Annotated in this window: 16 protein-coding genes; 9 read left to right on the top strand and 7 right to left on the bottom strand. The window is 73.8% G+C overall.

The genetic code is table 11. The features are described 5' to 3' along the window. The first annotated feature begins 380 nt into the window (after positions 1–380). Entirely contained in the window at positions 381–2135 is a 1755-nt protein-coding gene (locus tag ABZ234_RS26615) for a stealth family protein (RefSeq protein ID WP_355013851.1), read from the top strand. Positions 2136–2320: 185 nt separating this feature from the next. Here the strand turns inward: ABZ234_RS26615 and ABZ234_RS26610 are convergent, their stop codons facing one another. Continuing rightward, the gene (locus ABZ234_RS26610) at positions 2321–2461 is read right to left on the bottom strand and encodes a hypothetical protein (RefSeq protein ID WP_355013850.1); all 141 of its coding nucleotides are present in this window, start codon (positions 2459–2461) and stop codon (positions 2321–2323) included. 35 nt (positions 2462–2496) lie between these two features. Between ABZ234_RS26610 and ABZ234_RS26605 the strand changes: the two genes are divergently transcribed. Next, positions 2497–2745, top strand: a complete 249-nt coding sequence (locus tag ABZ234_RS26605) for a hypothetical protein (RefSeq protein WP_355013849.1) — start codon at positions 2497–2499, stop codon at positions 2743–2745. Positions 2746–2838: 93 nt separating this feature from the next. Then, on the top strand, positions 2839–3099 hold the full coding sequence (locus ABZ234_RS26600; protein ID WP_355013848.1) for a hypothetical protein: 261 nt from the start codon (positions 2839–2841) through the stop codon (positions 3097–3099). 119 nt (positions 3100–3218) lie between these two features. On the opposite strand, the gene gntD is transcribed toward ABZ234_RS26600, so the two are convergent. Further along, positions 3219–4247, bottom strand: coding sequence for a guanitoxin biosynthesis L-enduracididine beta-hydroxylase GntD (gene gntD, locus ABZ234_RS26595; protein ID WP_355013847.1), 1029 nt, complete (start codon positions 4245–4247; stop codon positions 3219–3221). 410 nt (positions 4248–4657) lie between these two features. Here gntD and ABZ234_RS26590 point away from each other — a divergent pair, with 410 nt between their 5' ends. Beyond that, positions 4658–5047, top strand: coding sequence for a DUF2267 domain-containing protein (locus ABZ234_RS26590; protein WP_355013846.1), 390 nt, complete (start codon positions 4658–4660; stop codon positions 5045–5047). 130 nt (positions 5048–5177) lie between these two features. Here the strand turns inward: ABZ234_RS26590 and pepE are convergent, their stop codons facing one another. Together pepE and ABZ234_RS26580 are read right to left on the bottom strand one after the other, a co-directional pair. Further along, positions 5178–5936, bottom strand: a complete 759-nt coding sequence (gene pepE, locus ABZ234_RS26585; protein ID WP_355013845.1) for a dipeptidase PepE — start codon at positions 5934–5936, stop codon at positions 5178–5180. 9 nt (positions 5937–5945) lie between these two features. Next, a complete protein-coding gene (locus ABZ234_RS26580) occupies positions 5946–6797 on the bottom strand; it encodes an IclR family transcriptional regulator (protein ID WP_355013844.1) in 852 nt (283 codons plus the stop codon). 214 nt (positions 6798–7011) lie between these two features. Between ABZ234_RS26580 and ABZ234_RS26575 the strand changes: the two genes are divergently transcribed. From ABZ234_RS26575 to ABZ234_RS26560, 4 genes are all read left to right on the top strand, one after another. Continuing rightward, complete coding sequence (locus ABZ234_RS26575) at positions 7012–8661, top strand: OPT/YSL family transporter (protein WP_355013843.1); 1650 nt, start codon at positions 7012–7014, stop codon at positions 8659–8661. A 14-nt stretch (positions 8662–8675) separates the two neighbouring features. Further along, positions 8676–9383: an AroM family protein gene (locus ABZ234_RS26570; RefSeq protein ID WP_355013842.1), complete on the top strand. Its 708-nt coding sequence runs from the start codon at positions 8676–8678 to the stop codon at positions 9381–9383. Next, positions 9380–10021: an aspartate/glutamate racemase family protein gene (locus ABZ234_RS26565; RefSeq protein ID WP_355013841.1), complete on the top strand. Its 642-nt coding sequence runs from the start codon at positions 9380–9382 to the stop codon at positions 10019–10021. Before ABZ234_RS26570 ends, ABZ234_RS26565 begins: the two co-directional genes overlap by 4 nt. A gap of 139 nt (positions 10022–10160) precedes the next feature. Continuing rightward, positions 10161–11111, top strand: a complete 951-nt coding sequence (locus ABZ234_RS26560) for a DUF1177 domain-containing protein (protein WP_267949501.1) — start codon at positions 10161–10163, stop codon at positions 11109–11111. 45 nt (positions 11112–11156) lie between these two features. Here ABZ234_RS26560 and ABZ234_RS26555 read toward each other — a convergent pair whose 3' ends face one another. Next, entirely contained in the window at positions 11157–12422 is a 1266-nt protein-coding gene (locus ABZ234_RS26555) for a pyroglutamyl peptidase (RefSeq protein WP_355013868.1), read from the bottom strand. Between the two features lie 203 nt (positions 12423–12625). Next, positions 12626–13360, bottom strand: a complete 735-nt coding sequence (locus tag ABZ234_RS26550) for an SDR family NAD(P)-dependent oxidoreductase (RefSeq protein WP_355013840.1) — start codon at positions 13358–13360, stop codon at positions 12626–12628. Between the two features lie 148 nt (positions 13361–13508). On the opposite strand from ABZ234_RS26550, the gene ABZ234_RS26545 reads away from it, so the two are divergent. Next, entirely contained in the window at positions 13509–14141 is a 633-nt protein-coding gene (locus ABZ234_RS26545) for a helix-turn-helix domain-containing protein (protein ID WP_355013839.1), read from the top strand. A 35-nt stretch (positions 14142–14176) separates the two neighbouring features. On the opposite strand, the gene ABZ234_RS26540 is transcribed toward ABZ234_RS26545, so the two are convergent. Then, positions 14177–15874, bottom strand: a complete 1698-nt coding sequence (locus ABZ234_RS26540; protein ID WP_355013838.1) for an NAD-dependent malic enzyme — start codon at positions 15872–15874, stop codon at positions 14177–14179. Positions 15875–16079 lie beyond the last annotated feature (205 nt).

The following is a 16079-nucleotide window of genomic DNA, read 5'->3' as shown; positions in this document are numbered from 1 at the left end:
ATCACCCAGAGTGACACCGAACACCGACGGAGCCCCCCAAGATCCACACTCCACTCTTCGAGCGAGAGAACGCTGGAAAGTCGGCCTCCCAGTCGAGAGGGCCAGCTCGCTGTCCCGACTCACGGGGACAACGTCACGAGGGAGGACCGCCCCCTCCTTCCATCACCCAGACCCCAAATCCATAACCCTCGGTAATCAACAAAGAGCTTTATGCGAGCAACCCCGGTGCGTCTTCACATCTGAGGCAACTTCTCGCCGCTCCGCGTCAACGAATCAGACACCTCACTCGTCACCTCTGTGCACATATGAGACTCCTGTTCCTTCGAGACTCCTCTGTCCCAGTACAGAACAACTCCCCCACCCCCACTAGAAGGTCCCCCATGCCACTGGCCTCTCGCATCGAGCGAGCCGGCGAACGCCTCCTTCCCGCAGCGACCCGCGCACGCCGAGAGGAGGAACGCCGCCAGGCCGCTGAACAGGCCGCCGAGGAGAAGCGCCTGGCCAAGATCGCCCGACGCCGCGCCGAACTCCTCGAGAGCGACCCCGCCCTGCGCTCCCTGACCGTGGACGGCGCCGAACTCCTGGGCCGGGTCGTGGACCGCTTCACCGCTTCCCGGGCCGCGGAGCACAACCTGCGCCTGGTCACCGAGGCCCTGGAAGCTGACGGGGTCGACTACTTCCTGGTCCGCGGCAGGTCGGCGCTGCGCCACGTCGTCGGCGTCCACCGCTCCGAGCGCAAGCGGTTCCTGGACTCCATGCGCTCCTTCTACGGGACCAGCGCGGTGTACGCGGTCAAGCCGGGGGCCAGGGGCAGCGTCGCCGCCTTCTCCGCCTACGTCGACGGTGCGCTCGCGGCGCCGATCAAGTCCGGGCTCGTCATCCGCTTCGCCGAGCAGCTGCTCTCTCCGCAGGGCACGGTCCTGGGCGGGTTCGAGTACGGGTGCGACGTGGAGTTCTGGCGCGACGGCTCCGCCGTCCTGGAGCGCGAGGACGCCGAGCAGGTCCTGTCCCGGCTGCGCACCGTGGTCCCCCGCGACGCCCTGGCGGACTGCCTGGTGGCCCCGCGCCGCAACCGGGTGGCCGACGTGCTCCCGGCCGACCAGCGCAAGCCCGCCACCCTCACCGTCTCCGGGCGCGAGCACCCGACCTTCGAGCCCTTCACCTGGAAACTCGTGGACGAGGTCGACTTCCCCGTGGACGTGGTCTACACCTGGGTCGACGGTGCCGACCCCACCCACGCCGCCAAGCGCGCCCTCCACAGGGGCGAGGGGCCGACGGCCGCTTCCGGGACAGCCGACAATGCCTCCCGCTTCACCGACCGCGAGGAACTGCGGTACTCGCTGCGCTCCCTGGAGATGTACGCGCCGTTCGTGCGCAACGTCTTCGTGGTCACCGACGACCAGGTCCCCGCCTGGCTGGATCGCGACGCCCCCGGCATCACCGTGGTGGACCACACCGAGATCTTCGCCGACCGCGAGGCGCTTCCCACCTTCAACTCCCACGCCATCGAAACACGCCTGCACCGTATTCCGGGGCTGTCGGAGCGGTACCTGTACTTCAACGACGACGTGTTCCTGGGCCGCCCGGTGAGCGCCGAGCAGTTCTTCCACGCCAACGGCATCGCCCAGCTGCCCTTCTCCACCCACCAGTTCGGGGCCGGCCGGCCCATTCCCGGGGAGGTCGCGCCCAACTCGGCCGGCAAGAACGTACGGGCCCTGTTCGAGGACTCCTTCGGCCGCCACATCACACACAAGCTCAAGCACGTCCCGCACCCGCAGATCCGCGAGGTCATGCTGGAGCTGGAGGAGCGCTACCGCGAGGACGTGGAGCGCACCGGGCGCTCACGCTTCCGGGAGCTGTCCGACGTGGGCTTCACCTCCACGATGCACCACCACTACGCGCTGCTCACCGGGCGTGGGGTGGCCGGGGAGTTCCGGATGCGCTACATCGACATCGGCTCGCCCGAGGCCCCGGACAGACTCGCCGCCCTGGACGCCGCGGAGGAGGTGGACTTCTTCTGCCTCAACGACTTCGACACCCCTCCTGAGGCCGAGAAGTCTGTCGAACGCATGGTCCAGGGATACCTGCAGTCACGCTTCCCCCTCCCCTCCCGGTTCGAGAAGCCCACCGCATGACCTGACCGGACCGAGGACTCGGGTACCCGTACGGCGCTGGGGGCACGGTTCGGCCTGCTCTCAGCGTTCGTGCGGGCGCCCAGTCCTTCCCACCGCCTGCGCCCCGCCCCAGGCACAGGCACAGGCACAGGCACAGGCAGCGAACAACGCTCCCGGTACGGTCCTCCGCTCCCCGGGACCGCAGGTCACGCCGTGCCGTGGAAGTGCGCCCTGATGTCGGGGCCCTTGTAGTCCTCGATGTCCTGGTTGGCTATCACCAGGTCGACCACCATGGTCCCGGCCAGGTCGGGGTCGAGCCGGAAGGCCCATCCGACGCGGTCCTCCACGGGCACCACCAGGACGGGGCGCCCGGGATTCGCGCATGGTCTCCCCATCAGCGACCGGCACGACCCCCGCGGTCCTCTGGCCGGAGTCCCCGGGTCCTCCCGCCCAGGGCCATCAGCTGCGCGGGGGTGGCGCCCTCGAACACCGGGTCGTCCACGACAGCGATGTGGTCGCCGAAGTCGTCGATCGGGCCGCCGTGGCCAGACCGGGGCGGCGCGCGGCAGGATCGGACCGGTGGACGGCAATCCCGGACATGGCCCGGAGCGGGCGCCGCGCCCTGGCGTGAACCCGTGACCTCCACCTACAGCGTGACATCGCATTCGCAGGCCGGCCCCGACGCCGTCTTCTCCGCACTCCTGCGCACGTCCTCTTGGCCGTCGTGGTCGCCGATCGACGCGGCCGAGTCGAGGGGGGAGGTTCCGGGGAGCTGCAACGGGTCGGCGACATCCGGGCCTTCCGCACCGGGCGCACCGTGGTCCGGGAGCGCATCGTCGGGCTGGAGGCCGACCGCCGCTTCGTCTACGAGGCCCTGGACGGCCCCTTCCGCTCCTACCGGGGCACCGTGGAGCTCCGTCACGTGGTCGGCGGTCTTCGAACCGAAACTGCGGTTCTCCGGCCCCTTCTGGCGGTGGTTACCTGACCCGTTTCATGCAGGGCATGGCCGACGGCCTCACCGCGTACGCGGCGGCCCCTCGACCCCGCTGCCGGGGGTGCGCGCACGGCCGGAGGCCGGGTGCGCACCCCCGGCGGCCCGGCCGGTCAGGCCAGGACCCTGCGGCTCTGCGGCATCCTGTGCGCGGCCGACCTGCGGATGTCGCGGCTCACGATCATCCGCTTCAGCCAGCGGTCGGTGCCGTCGTAGCGGCTGCGGAACGGCTTGCGGCCGTGGACGGCCAGGTAGTTGTCCACCACCATCAGCGTCCCGGGGCCGACCACGACGGAGTGCTGCACGCGCTCCAGCTCCTCCATGAGGTCGTCGAGCGCCCGCTCGGCGACGGGGTCGTCGCCGACGCAGCGCATGAACGGCCGGTCGATGCGCAGGTACGGCGCCGCGTCCGCGCCGAACAGCACGGGGACGGGCTGCGGCCGGTCCCGCATGGCGAGCACGCGCTCCAGCGCGGGGTGGTCGGGGTCGTGAGTGCGCAGCTGCCGCACGTGCTCGTCGTCGGGCATGATCAGGAAACGCGGCTCGGAGAGCACCCGGGCGGTCCCGGCGTCCAGCTTCACGTCCCGCACCGAGGACAGGACCGTCGGAACGTCGTCCCAGTTGCGGATCCCGAACAGCATCAGGTAGTCGGCGCGGCCGGGGTGGAACCCGTCCTCGGTGTGGAACTCCAGGAGGGCCTCGCTGCCGTGGCCGCTCTGGCGCAGCTCGTCCCCCCGGACCGGGAAGATGTCCTGGACCATCCTGCCCTCCTGGAGCGTGGACCAGGTGAAGGGCTCCCCCAGGGCGAGGGCGCACATGGCCAGGAAGAGCTCCTGCGGGCGGGTCGGGCCCGCGTCCGCGCCCCTCCAGTGCCGGGGCGTCGGGCCGACGATCCCGTCGTCCACGGGGAACCCGTGGACGCAGCAGGCCGCGGTCTCCTCCGTGCGGCGGAACCGCTCCAGGAACAGGCGGAGCCCGCGGGGCAGTGAGTCGTGGAGCGCCCAGTTGCGCTCGTAGAACGCCGGGTCCGTGGGCGGGGGCCCGCAGGATTCCGCCTCCCGCAGGGCCGAGCCGATCTCGTCGACCTCGGCGGGCGTCAAACGGTAGTGGACGGCGATGTCGTCCGTCGGCGTGGTGCTCACCGTCTCCTCCAGGTGGTCGGTGCTCCCGGGGCGCGCACGCCCCTCCGGGTCCGGGCCGTGCCGCTCGGCCGAGCACCGCGACGCCGTCGGACACGGCTCCGGGCGGGTCGGGGCCCGGGCCTCGGACACGGTGGCGCCGGTGGATCGTCCACATCCCCGCCCAGGTGAGGGGCTCGTACTCCCCGCGCCCGGCGGCTCCCGCCCGTCCGCGTGCCGCAGGACAAGCATCACCCGGAACAGCGGAAGACCGTGCGCGCAACGCCGCGGTTCGGGGCCCGGCTCCGACCCCGGCCGGCCCGCACCCGGTGCGGAGCGAGCGCGCGGAGCGAAGGCGGTTCGGCCCCCGCCCGCCCGGGCAGGGGCCCGTACAGGGAGAACAGTTCCGACTCCGATGTGAGGCGAGGTGGACCATGCGCTACGACGAGTTTGTGGCCGAGGTACGCGAGCTCGGGGAGTACCAGGACAACCGCGAGGCCGCGCAGGTGACGGAGGAGGTGCTCGCCGTGCTCGCGACCCGCCTGCCGGACGAGTCCGTCGCCAAGCTGGCCGCGCAGCTGCCGGACCCGTTGGGGACGGAACTCCGGGAATCCGGGCAGCCCGGGGCCCACGCCTTCGGGACCGAGGAGTTCTGCCGCCGCGTCGCGGAGCGGACCGGTTCGCGGGAGGACACCGCGAGGCATGACGCGGGGGCGGTCCTGACGGCGGTGGCCGAGAACGTCTCCGGCGGGGAGCTGAACCAGCTCCTGAGCCACCTGCCGTCCGGCTACGCCCCGCTGTTCGGCAGGGCCGGCCTGGCCTGACGGCACGGGCCGGCGGGGGCCATGTCCGGAAGGTCGCGCGTTCGGCGGGGCACGGACGGGCCCGGCCCGCAGGACTCCGGACGGGGACCGGGGCCACGGAAGTGGCGGGGGAGCCCCCGCGCCGCCCGCCTCAGGCCGGGTGGTCGAAGCGGGGCGTGCGGGCGAACAGGTCGGTCACCTCGCCCGACACCTCGAAGGGCTCCGTGCCGCGGCGGAAGACGATCGCCGGGCCCGGGGCGTCCGGCTGCACCGCGGCGCCGCCGAGGGTCGCCCGGACCACGTCCGTCCCCGCGCCCTCCACCCGCAGGTGGACGCCCTCCCGCAGGCCGAGCACGTCGACGTCGTTGGCCTCCAGGAACTCCGTCAGCCGGGTCAGGCGGGTCTCGCCGTTGTGCGTCGACCGCGGGTCGGCGTCCAGGTAGTGCGGGTTGATCTGGAACGGCACGAACCCCAGCGCGGCGAACGACTCCGGCTCGACGATGGGCATGTCGTTGGTGGTGCGCAGCGTGGGGGCGGTGATGTTGGTGCCCGCGCTCGCCCCCATGTAGGGCAGGCCCGCCAGGACGCGGTCGCGCAGTTCCCCCATGATCCCGGTGCGCTGGAGGGTGGCCACCAGGCGGAACGTGTTGCCGCCGCCCACGAAGACCGCCTGCGCGCCGTCGAGGACGCGCGCGGCCCCGGCGTCGGCCGGGACCCCGGTGACCCGGATCCCGCGGGCGGCGAAGGCCTCGGCTACCGAAGCGGTGTAGGCGTCGTGGTCGCCTCCGGCGAACGGCACGAACGCGACCTCGTCGCGGCCGTCGAGGAAGGCCTCCACGTCCGTCCACGCGTGGTCGAGGTAGTCGCGGCCGTGGTTGGTCGAGTTGGAGAGGAGCAGCAGCTCGGGCATGGTCCCCCTTCAGGGAGTGGTCGGGCGCGGGGAGGGGCGGGAGCCGTGGCCCCGCCTCCACCTGCGGGTGGGCGGTGCCGGGCGCCGGTTGGAGAGCAGCCCGGTGAGCTCGTCGGCGGAGGCGCGCAGCGGCGCCAGGTGGTCGAGCAGGTCGTCGTCGTGGTCGGAGTGCTTGTTCTCGACCAGGGACACGGAGCCGACCGGGCGCTTGCCGCCGAACACGGGGACGGCGAGCGCGCGGGAGGCGGCGTCGTACTCGCCCTGGGAGAGCGCATACCCCTCCTCGAGGGCCGTGTCGAAGAGCTCCTCGACCTCGCGCTCGTCGAACGGCGTGAGGTCGGAGAAGCGGGCGGAGGGGCGGCCCGCCAGCAGGGCCCTGCGCTCGGCCGGGTCGAGGAAGGCGAAGTAGGCGCGGGAGGTGGCTCCCGCGTGGGCGGGGTAGAGCTCGTCGACGAAGGGGTGCGACCGGCGCGGCCCCTCTGAGCCGCTGACGGCGGCGATGCAGCGCACGTGGGCGCCGTCGGGGACGCAGAACAGGGAGGTCCGCCCGCTGGTGCGGGCCAGTTCGGCGAGCAGGGGCTCGGCCAGGGCGGAGAGGCCGCCGGACCGCTCCCACAGCCCGGCCATGCGCCACATGGCGGGGCCCATGCCGTAGCGGCGGGTGTCGGGGTCGGCGCGCAGGAACCCCTTGCCGGCGAGGGAGGCGAGGAGCCGCTGGGCGGTCGACCTGGCCAGGCCGAACTCCTCGGCGAGTTCCATGACCCCCCAGCTCGTCCGGTACTCGTCGAAGCTGAGGAGGACGTCGAGCGCGCGGTCGACCGTCTGGAGGGGGCCGGTGCGTTCCGTGGGACCGGTGGACATGGGGCTCACCCTATGCGCGCCGCGGGTCCGGGAACCCTGCCCCAAGGGATCGCAATGTGATCTTAACTCCCACATAGTGGGAAACCTTTGCCCCGGCGGGTGAACGGGGGGCAGCCTGTGCATGACGGGCCGGGGCACGGCATCCGCGCCCCGCAGGCCTTTGACCAGCGACACTCCGTCCCCGCCGGACGCGAGCCATCCCCGAAGGACACACATGGAACCCTCGGCACACGGTTCGTCCACAGAACCGCAGACTTCGGAGGGCGCGCGCCACCCGCGGGCGTTCGAGCCCGTCGTCGTGATCGTCACCGTCCTGGTGAGCCTCCTCGGAGCGGTCATCGGCATCCACATGATCACGACGCTCGGCGTCTCCCCCAACACGAGCGTCATCGGCGCCGTCGTCGCCATGCTCATCGGCCGGGCCGGGTTCCTGGGTCTGCGGTCGTTCCGCAACACGCACCGGCAGAACCTCATCCAGTCGTCGATCTCGGGCGCGACCTTCGCCTCGGCGAACTCGCTGCTCACCCCGATCGCCATCCCGTTCCTCTTCGGCCGGCCGGACCTGGTGTGGCCGATGCTGCTGGGGGCGTCCCTGGGCCTGCTCATCGACGTGTTCGTGCTGTACAAGGCCTTCGGCTCCCGGTTCCTGCCGGCCGACGCCGCCTGGCCCCCCGGTGTCGCCGCCGCCGAGACCATCAAGGCCGGGGACAGGGGCGGGCGCCAGGCCGCCGTCCTGGTGGGCGGCGGCGTCGTGGGACTCGGGGCGTCCTTCCTGGGCATGCCGATGTCGGCGGCGGGCATCGCGATGATCGGCAACGTCTGGGCGCTGCTGATGTTCGCCGTGGGCCTGCTGGTCGCCCAGTACTCCCCCGCGGTGATCGGCGTCGACCTCAACGCGGTCTACGTGCCGCACGGCGTCATGATCGGCGCGGGCGTGGTCGCCCTGGTGCAGATCGTCGTCATCCTCGCCGGACGGCAGGGCCGCCGGGAGGCCGAGCGCGAGGCGGCCCGCGAGCGGGCGGCCCAGGACGACCCCTCCCTGGCCTACACGGTCGACCGGGCCACGCTGGGCCGGGCCCTGGGCTCGGGCTACGTCCTGTTCGCCCTGGGCGCCCTCGTGCTCGCGGTCGCCGGCGGCATCTGGTCGGACATGAGCTGGCTGGGCATCGTCGGGTTCGTCCTGTTCGCCGCCGTGGCCGCCCTGGTCCACGAGCTCATCGTCGGCCTGGCCGCCATGCACGCGGGCTGGTTCCCCGCCTTCGCGGTCACCCTGATCTTCCTCATCCTGGGCCTGGCCCTGGGCATCCCGGGGGTCCCGCTGGCCCTGCTCGTCGGCTACTGCGCGGCCACCGGCCCCGCCTTCGCGGACATGGGCTACGACTTCAAGGCCGGCTGGGTCCTGCGCCGCGACCGCCGCCCCTACACCGCCTACGAGCTGGACGGGCGCCGCCAGCAGCTCTTCTCCTCCATGATCGGGTTCGCCGTCGCGATCGGCATGGTCGCGCTGCTGTGGCAGGGCCTGTTCGCGGACGGCGCCGTGCCGCCGACCTCGATCGTCTACGCCGACACCATCGAGGCCGGCCTGACCGACCCGTCCGTCCTGCTCCAGCTCGCGCTGTGGGCCGTGCCCGGCGCCGTGGTGCAGTTCCTGGGCGGGCCCCGCAGGCAGATGGGCGTGCTGCTCGCCACCGGCCTGCTCGTGGCCACGCCCAACGCCGGATGGCTCGTCCTGGCCGGGCTGGCGATCCGCCTCGTGTGGGAGCGCCGCCGCGGCGAGAAGGGCGAGCAGGAGATCGCCCTCGTCGGCGCCGGCCTCATCGCCGGCGACTCCGTCCACTCCGTCGGCACCATCTTCAGCCGCTGAAACCTGGAGGAACCATGACACGCCTCGGAGTCCTCACCATCGGCCAGGCCCCGCGCCCGGACCTGGTGCCGGAGCTGACCGCCCTGGTCCCGGAGGCCGTCGTCGTCGAGCGCGGGGCGCTCGACGGCCTCACCCGCGCCGAGATCGAGGCGCGGCCCGTCGCGCCGGACGACCACGCCCTCACCACCCGCCTGGCCGACGGCTCCTCCGTCGTCCTGGGCGAGTCCCTGGTCATGGAGCGGCTGCCCGGCGTCCTCGCGGACCTGGAGCGCGAGGTCGACGCGGTGCTGCTCGCCTGTACCGGCGCCTTCCCCGAGCTGGAGCACGCCAAGCCGCTCTTCGTCCCGGACCGGCTGATCGCCTTCGGCGCCGCGGCCCTGCTCGGCGACACCGGGTGCGTGGGCGTGGTGTGCCCCCTGCCCGAGCAGCGGACGGACACCGAGGCGAAGTTCGGCCGCCGCCTCCCCTCCGGGGCGCGGGTCCTCACCGACGCCTGCTCCCCCTACACCGGCACCCCGGAGGAGCTCGCCGCCGCCGCGCGGCGCCTCGCCGATGGGGGCGCCGACCTCCTGGCCCTGGACTGCATCGGCTACACGGAGGAGATGCGCGCCCGCGCGGCCGCCGCCTCGGGCCTGCCGGTGGTCCTGGCCCGGTCGGTCTGCGTGCGCCTGGCCGCGGAGGTCCTGGACTCCCTCGACGCGCGGGCGGGGGCGGCGGTATGAGGATCGGCGTCATCCGGGTGGTCACCACCGACGACGGGGAGCGGCTGGACGGCCACGGCCGCGTCATCCGGGAGGAGCTGGGCGTGGACACCGTCTCGCGGTGCCTGCCCGACCAGCCGGACGGGGTGCACGACGACGCGACCTTCGCGCTCGCCTCGGCCAAGGTCGCCGACCTGGCCGTGCGCATGGAGCGCGAGGACGGCGTGGACGCGCTGCTCGTCAGCTGCGCCGCGGACCCGGGGCTGTCCCGGGCGCGCGCCGCGGTCGGCGTCCCCGTGGTCGGCGCCGGGGAGTCCGCGGCCCGCAGGGCCCTGGAACTGGGCTCACGGGTCGGCGTCCTGGACCTGACCACCCGCACCCCGGAGTCGGTCACCGCCGTGCTCGGGTCCGCGCGCGTGGCCGCGCTCGTGCCCGAGGGCGTGCGGCGCACCCACGACCTGGCCACCGCGGCGGGGTTCGCCGCCTCGGTCGAGGCCGCCGAACGCCTGGTCGCCATGGGCGCGGACACCCTGATGTTCGCGTGCACCGGCATGACCACCATCGGCCTGTACGCCCGGCTCGCCGACGAGGTCGGCGTCCCCGTCGTGGACGCCGTCCGCTCCGGGGCGCGGGCCGCCGTACGGGCCGCGGGCGGCTGACCCCGCCCCGCACAGTCCCGTCGGCCGCGCTCCGGACGCGCGGTCGGCACCGTCCCGAAGGACCGCCGCGACCGGTGTCCGCACCGGTCGTACCGCCCGCCCGGGCCAGGCGGCCCGCCACCGACCGAGAGAGGCACCCATGTCCTGGAGCCACGTCATCGAGACCCACGACCTGCTCGACACCCCGACCGCGGACGGGGCGTCCGTCGCGGAGTACCTGCGCCGCCACGGGGCTGCCGACGGCGAGGTCGCCGTCGAGACCGTCGCGGGCGAGGGGGGGTCCACCGACTTCGTCCGGGTGACGATCCCCGGCACCGACGGCGCGTCGTCGGGCGGTTCGGCCCCCACCCTGGGCATCCTCGGCCGCCTGGGCGGCCTGGGCGCGCGCCCGGAGCAGATCGGCTTCGTCAGCGACGGCGACGGCGCCCTGACCGCCGTCGCCGCGGCCGCCAAGCTCCTGGACATGCGCCGCCGGGGCGACACCCTCCCGGGCGACGTCGTCGTGGCCACCCACATCGACCCCGACGCCCCGACCCAGCCCCACGACCCGGTCCCGTTCATGGGATCGGTGGTGGACCAGGACGTCAGCAACCGGCACGAGGTCCTGCCCGCCATGGACGCGATCCTGTCCGTGGACACCACCAAGGGCAACCGGGTGTGCAACCACCACGGCATCGCCATCACCCCGGCCGTGGTCGACGGGTGGATCGTCCGCGTCCCGGAGACCCTGCTGGACATTGTCTCCCGCACCACCGGCCGCGCCCCGGTCGTCATGCCGCTGACCATGCAGGACATCACCCCGTACGGCAACGGCGTCTACCACGTGAACTCGATCCTGCAGCCGGCGACGGCCACCGCCGCGCCGGTCGTGGGCGTGGCCATCGTGACCGAGACCGCCGTGGCCGGGTCGGCCACCGGGGCCACCGACCTGCGCAGCGTGGAGACCGCCGTGCGGTTCGCCGTCGAGACGGCCAAGGACTACGGCCGCGGCATCGCGCACTTCGTCGACGCCGAGGAGGTGCGGCGGCTCCAGGACCTGTACGGCAGCATGTCCCACCTGCGCGGCGCGGGCGCGCCCGCCGGTTCCTGAGGGGTCGCGGGGGCGGGCGCCCGTGGTGACGCCCGCCCCCGGCGGTCACGGCCGGACGGCGGCCGCGACGATGGCCTCGACCTGGCCGGAGATCGCCGCGCGGTTCTCCTCGAACTCGGGGTCGGTGACGCCGCCGCCGGGCCCGAAGTGCAGGATCGGCGTGTGCACGTGCCCGGCCGGGATGTCCAGGCCGGTGGCGTCGCGCAGCAGGGTGTTGCGGTAGGCGATCTCGTTGGAGAGGTAGTCGCCCCCGCCCCCGGCCCGCGCCTCGGAGCCGGGCGTGGGCCCGTCCGGGCGCACCACCGGCGTGGTCCCGCCCGCGGGGATCTCGGTCACCTGGGTGTTGTCGACCACGGGGAAGGGCGCCCCGCCGGTCTCCCCGATGATGGACGGGTGGTCCAGGGAGGAGTCGGACCACTGCGGCTGGGGGGTGACGGTGGGGACGCCCTCGGGGATGGGGGCCGTCTCCGGTGTGCCGACCGACTCGTTGTCCGCGGCGCCGCCGCGCCAGGCGCCGTTGTGCGCCTCCAGGTCGAACCGGCCGTCCCGGCCCTGGCTGACGGTGATGACCGCGTCGGCCGGCCGGTCGCCGGTGTAGTGCGGCAGGAGGGCGTGCTCGACCATGCCGTCGGTGAAGTCGCGCCAGCGCACCGGGAAGAGCATGGCCTCGACGACCGCGACGCCCTCGCCGGTCTCGATCACCGCTCCGTCCAGGGCGAGGGCGGCCGCTCCGGAGGGGTTGGCCTGGCGGATGTCGTTGTCGAGCTGGAACGGGTCGAACCCGGTCACGACGACGCGGGACACCCCGGGGCCTCCCGGGTCCTCGGCGAAGCCGGCGTCGTCCTGGCCGCGGGAGCGGCGGTCCATGTCGGCCACGAGAGCCTCGCGGTCGGCCCCGGCCAGCTCGAAGCCCGGTTCCCAGCGGTGCAGGGCCGAGGTCATGCCCAGCCGCGCCCAGTAGAGCGGCCGGTCGTCACCGGCACTGAGGTCCCCCTCGACGACACCGGTCCCGCGGACGCGGTCCACCGCCTTGCGCCAGAGCGCGTCGGCGTGGCGCGCGACGATCTCGCCCGCCTCGTCCGTGCCGGAGGCCGCGCACAGCTCCTCGGTGAAGCGGTCCACGTCCGCGGCGAACCCGGACCTGTCCAGGATCTCCTGCGGGACCTCCCCGGCGATCCGCGCCTCCTCGACGGTGGCGCCCTCCTCCCCGAGGCATGCGGGCGTCGGCTCGGCCTGCGCCGGAGCGGCCAGGGCGAGGGCGGGGGCCAGGATGAGCGCCGAGGCGGCGACGCGGGGGCCCGCCTGCCGGATACGCGCGCCCGCTCCGCTGCGGCTCTGTGACCTGTTCGACAAGATGTCCTGTTCCTTCCGGTCGTTCCACTTCCTGGTGCCACACCACGCTAGGGAACGGACCGGTGCGGGTCATCGGCCGGGGGTACCGGGACGGCCGTACCCGGACGTCGGCCCCGCTCCGGCCGGGGCCGACGCAGGCCGGGGCGGCACCGCGCGGTGCGCTACGCCGCGGTTCCCTGGGCGAGCGGCTCGGGGTGGAACCGCTCGAAGCGGTCGCGCCCGGTGTACATGTCCCAGTAGTGCTCGGCGAGGTCGTCGGGGTCCACGACCGGGAAGTCGGGGCCGTCGGCCGCGTCGAAGGCGGCCCTGGCCGCGGCGGCCACCTCGCTGCGGTCGATCAGGGACGCGATGGTCAGGGCGCCGGCGTAGACACCCGTGCCGGCCAGCTCGGCGTTGAGGGAGTGCAGGTAGTTGCGGGTGGCCGACATGACCGGGCCCAGCCCGCTGAGGCCGGGCATCGGCCGGGCCGCCGAGTAGCCCTGCGCGAGCAGGAAGGCGCCGTCGCCGCGCTCGGTCCACTCCGGCAGCACGGCCCGGACCACCTCGACGGGGGTGAGCAGCAGCAGCGGGACGAGGCCCTCCAGGGTGGCCGCGTCCAGCTCCGCGGCCGGGGTGAAGCCCTGGTCGCCGCTGATCGGCCCGTACTCGACGACGTCGATCCGCCCGAGGCGCTCGCGGATCGCCCCGACGAGGGCGGGCACCCCGGCGGGTTCGGAGAGGTCGGCGGGGAAGGCGACCGCCTCGATCCCCTCGGCGGCGAGCTCCGCGACGAGGGCGTCCAACCGGTCCTGGCGGCGGGCCACCAGGGCGACCCGGAAGCCCTCGCGCCCGAAGCGGCGGGCCACGGACACGCCCAGGCCGGTTCCGGCGCCGAGGACGGCGATCACTCTGGACATGGGGCTGCTCCTTGCGACGACAATTACTTGACCATAGGGTCAACTTATCGCCCGACCCTAGCACCTAAGTTGAGCCTAGGGTCAAGTTGGGCTCGCGCGGACATGGGACCATGGAGGCCGCAGCACCGAGGCCAGGAGGAACGACCGGATGCGGGCCGACGCGCAACGCAACGCGGAGAAACTGCGGGCAGCCGCCGCCGAGCTCTTCCAGGAGCGCGGTCTCGAGGTGCCCCTGAAGGAGATCGCCCGCCGGGCCGGCGTGAGCCACGGCACCCTCTACAACCTCTTCGGCACCCGCGAGGCGCTCATCGACGAGGTGGTGGCCGACCTGGCCGCGGACCGGCTCGACGAGGCCGGCGAGCACGCCCTGGCCTTCGAGGACGCCTGGGACGGGTTCGCGTACTACGTCGAGCGGGTCTGCGAACTGCAGGCCACCCACCCCGCGGTCGCCGACGTGGTCGGCGGGCGCTATCCGGACTCCGGGCGCCTGATGGCCATCTGCGGCCGGGCGCTGGAGGCCGGCACGCGGATCGTCGAGCGCGCCCGGCTGGCCGGCGCCGTCCGCCCGGACTTCACCGGCGAGGACCTCATGCTCGTCTTCGGGACCAACGCCGTGCTCTCCCGGGCGGCAGCCGACGCCGCGCCCGACGTCTGGCGCCGCGGGGTCGCCTTCCTGCTCGACGGCCTGCGCGCGGAGGCCGCACGGGGACCGCTCCCCCACCCGCCGCTGAACCCGCGGCAGACGTACGAGGTGATGGGCGGACTCGCCGGCACGCGGTAGCGGGGTGCGCCCGGACCGACGAGCGCGCAGGAGGGTCACAGGGCGCGCAGCGGCCGGTACACCGGCTGCCACATGGCGTCCCGCACCTGCCGGTCGGGGTCGGTGACCGGGACCCGGGCCAGGCCCTCCTCCCTGGCCTTCTCGACCACGGCCGCGGCGACGCGGGCGGAGACCTCCCTCAGGTCCCCCACTCGCGGCAGGAGCGGGGCGCCCGGTGCGGAGGTGTCGACCATCGCGGCGACGGCCTCGGCGGCGGCGCGGATCAGCGGGTCGGTGACGGCGCGCGCACGGCAGACGATCGCGCCGAGGCCGATACCGGGGAAGACGAGCGCGTTGTTGGCCTGGGCGATCGAGTACTCGACCCCGTCCACCGTCACCGGGTCCGCGGGGACGCCGACCGCCACCAGGGCCCTGCCCCGGGTCCAGCGCAAGAGGTCCTCCGGCGCGGCCTCCATCCGGTCGGTCGGGTTCGAGATCGGCAGGACCGCGGGCCGCTCCGTGCCCCGGGCCATCGTGGTGACGATCTCCTCGGTGAAGGCGCCGTGCACGGTGGACGTGCCGAGGAGCAGCGTCGGCCGCACCCGCCCGACCACCTCGCGCAGGCCGATGGCCCCGTCCTCCCGGGCCCAGCCCTCCACCTCCGACGCGGGCCTGGCGTAGGGGGCCTGGAAGTCGCGCAACCCGTCCATGTCGTCGGTCAGCAGGCCCTGTCTGTCCACCGGCCACACGCGGCCGGTCGCCTCCTCCCCGGTCAGGCCGTCGCGCACCATCGCGTCGCGCAGCTGGTCCGCGATGCCCATGCCGGCCGTGCCCGCGCCGAAGACCACGATCCGCTGGTCGCGCACGGGTGTGCCGGAGATCCGCGCCGCCCCGAGCATCGCGGCGAGCACGATCGCCCCGGTGCCCTGCACGTCGTCGTTGAACGTGGGCACCGAGTCCCGGTAGCGGTCCAGGATGCGTCGGGCGTTGGCGGGGCCGAAGTCCTCCCAGTGCAGCACCGCTCCGGGGAACAGGCGGGTCGCCGCGGTGACGTAGGCGTCGATGAAGGCGTCGTAGCGCTCGCCGCGCACGCGTGCGTGGCGGTTGCCCACGTAGGCGGGGCCGTCGAGCAGTTCCCCGTTGTCGGTCCCGACGTCGAGGGCGACGGGGACCGTCCGCGCCGGGTCGATCCCGGCGGCCGCGGTGTACACGGCGAGCTTGCCCGCGGCGATCCCCGCACCGCCTCCCGCGCCCCAGTCGCCGATCCCCAGCACCTGCTCGGCGTCGGAGGCGACCAGAAGGTCGACGTCGTCGGCGCCGAGTCCGAGGTTGGACAGGGCGCGCTCGACGCCGCCGGGGTCGTCGACGGACAGGTAGACGCCGCGGGGGCGCCGGTACTGGGTGCTGTAGGTCTCGATGGCCCGGGCGACCGTCGGATCGTAGACGACGGGCAGCATCTCCTGGAGGTGGTCGCCGAGCAGCCGGTGGTAGAGGACCTCGTCGCGATCGCGGACGGCCTCCAGAAAGATGTTCCTGGCCAGGTCCGAGGGCTGGTCCCGGTACTGGCCGTAGGCGCGCCGCGCCCTCTGGTCCAGGGACTCCACCGCGGCGGGCAGCAGGCCCTCCAGTCCGAGTTCGCGGCGCTCCTCAGCGGTGAACGCGGTCCCCTTGTTGAGCACGGGGTCGCGCAGCACCTCCAGTCCGCGTGCCCGGGTCCCGTTCCCGCCGTCGGTGGAGCGCGTCGTGTCCGCCATGGCCCGCCTCCGGTGTCGGTGTGCCCTCCCCCGTCGCTGCCCGCCCCCGGTTCCCGGAAAGCCCAACCGGGCTGAAAGTCCCTCCAACGGCGTGCGGGCCGGGGCCTTCGCGCGAAGGCCCCGGCCCAGTCGGCGCGGCGGTGGCCGGCGGCGCCGCCGGGACGTGGACGCTGCACACCGGCCTGAGCTGGAAACAGGTCGCCGC

The sequence above is a fragment of the Nocardiopsis sp. NPDC006198 genome (genome assembly GCF_040613895.1).
In the GTDB taxonomy this organism is placed as follows: domain Bacteria; phylum Actinomycetota; class Actinomycetes; order Streptosporangiales; family Streptosporangiaceae; genus Nocardiopsis; species Nocardiopsis tropica.
The sequence above is the reverse complement of the archived record's forward strand: the minus strand, read 5'-3'. Positions and strand labels throughout refer to the sequence as shown.

What these genes read in the sequence shown, in the direction of transcription:
- ABZ234_RS26590 (WP_355013846.1), top strand. Translation starts at nt 4,658, where the DNA reads ATGCGCTACGACGAGTTTGTGGCCGAGGTACGCGAGCTCGGGGAGTAC.
- ABZ234_RS26540 (WP_355013838.1), bottom strand. Translation starts at nt 15,874, where the DNA reads ATGGCGGACACGACGCGCTCCACCGACGGCGGGAACGGGACCCGGGCA.
- ABZ234_RS26570 (WP_355013842.1), top strand. Translation starts at nt 8,676, where the DNA reads ATGACACGCCTCGGAGTCCTCACCATCGGCCAGGCCCCGCGCCCGGAC.
- ABZ234_RS26545 (WP_355013839.1), top strand. Translation starts at nt 13,509, where the DNA reads ATGCGGGCCGACGCGCAACGCAACGCGGAGAAACTGCGGGCAGCCGCC.
- ABZ234_RS26550 (WP_355013840.1), bottom strand. Translation starts at nt 13,360, where the DNA reads ATGTCCAGAGTGATCGCCGTCCTCGGCGCCGGAACCGGCCTGGGCGTG.
- ABZ234_RS26565 (WP_355013841.1), top strand. Translation starts at nt 9,380, where the DNA reads ATGAGGATCGGCGTCATCCGGGTGGTCACCACCGACGACGGGGAGCGG.
- ABZ234_RS26605 (WP_355013849.1), top strand. Translation starts at nt 2,497, where the DNA reads ATGGTCTCCCCATCAGCGACCGGCACGACCCCCGCGGTCCTCTGGCCG.
- pepE (WP_355013845.1), bottom strand. Translation starts at nt 5,936, where the DNA reads ATGCCCGAGCTGCTGCTCCTCTCCAACTCGACCAACCACGGCCGCGAC.
- ABZ234_RS26615 (WP_355013851.1), top strand. Translation starts at nt 381, where the DNA reads ATGCCACTGGCCTCTCGCATCGAGCGAGCCGGCGAACGCCTCCTTCCC.
- ABZ234_RS26575 (WP_355013843.1), top strand. Translation starts at nt 7,012, where the DNA reads ATGGAACCCTCGGCACACGGTTCGTCCACAGAACCGCAGACTTCGGAG.
- ABZ234_RS26580 (WP_355013844.1), bottom strand. Translation starts at nt 6,797, where the DNA reads ATGTCCACCGGTCCCACGGAACGCACCGGCCCCCTCCAGACGGTCGAC.
- ABZ234_RS26560 (WP_267949501.1), top strand. Translation starts at nt 10,161, where the DNA reads ATGTCCTGGAGCCACGTCATCGAGACCCACGACCTGCTCGACACCCCG.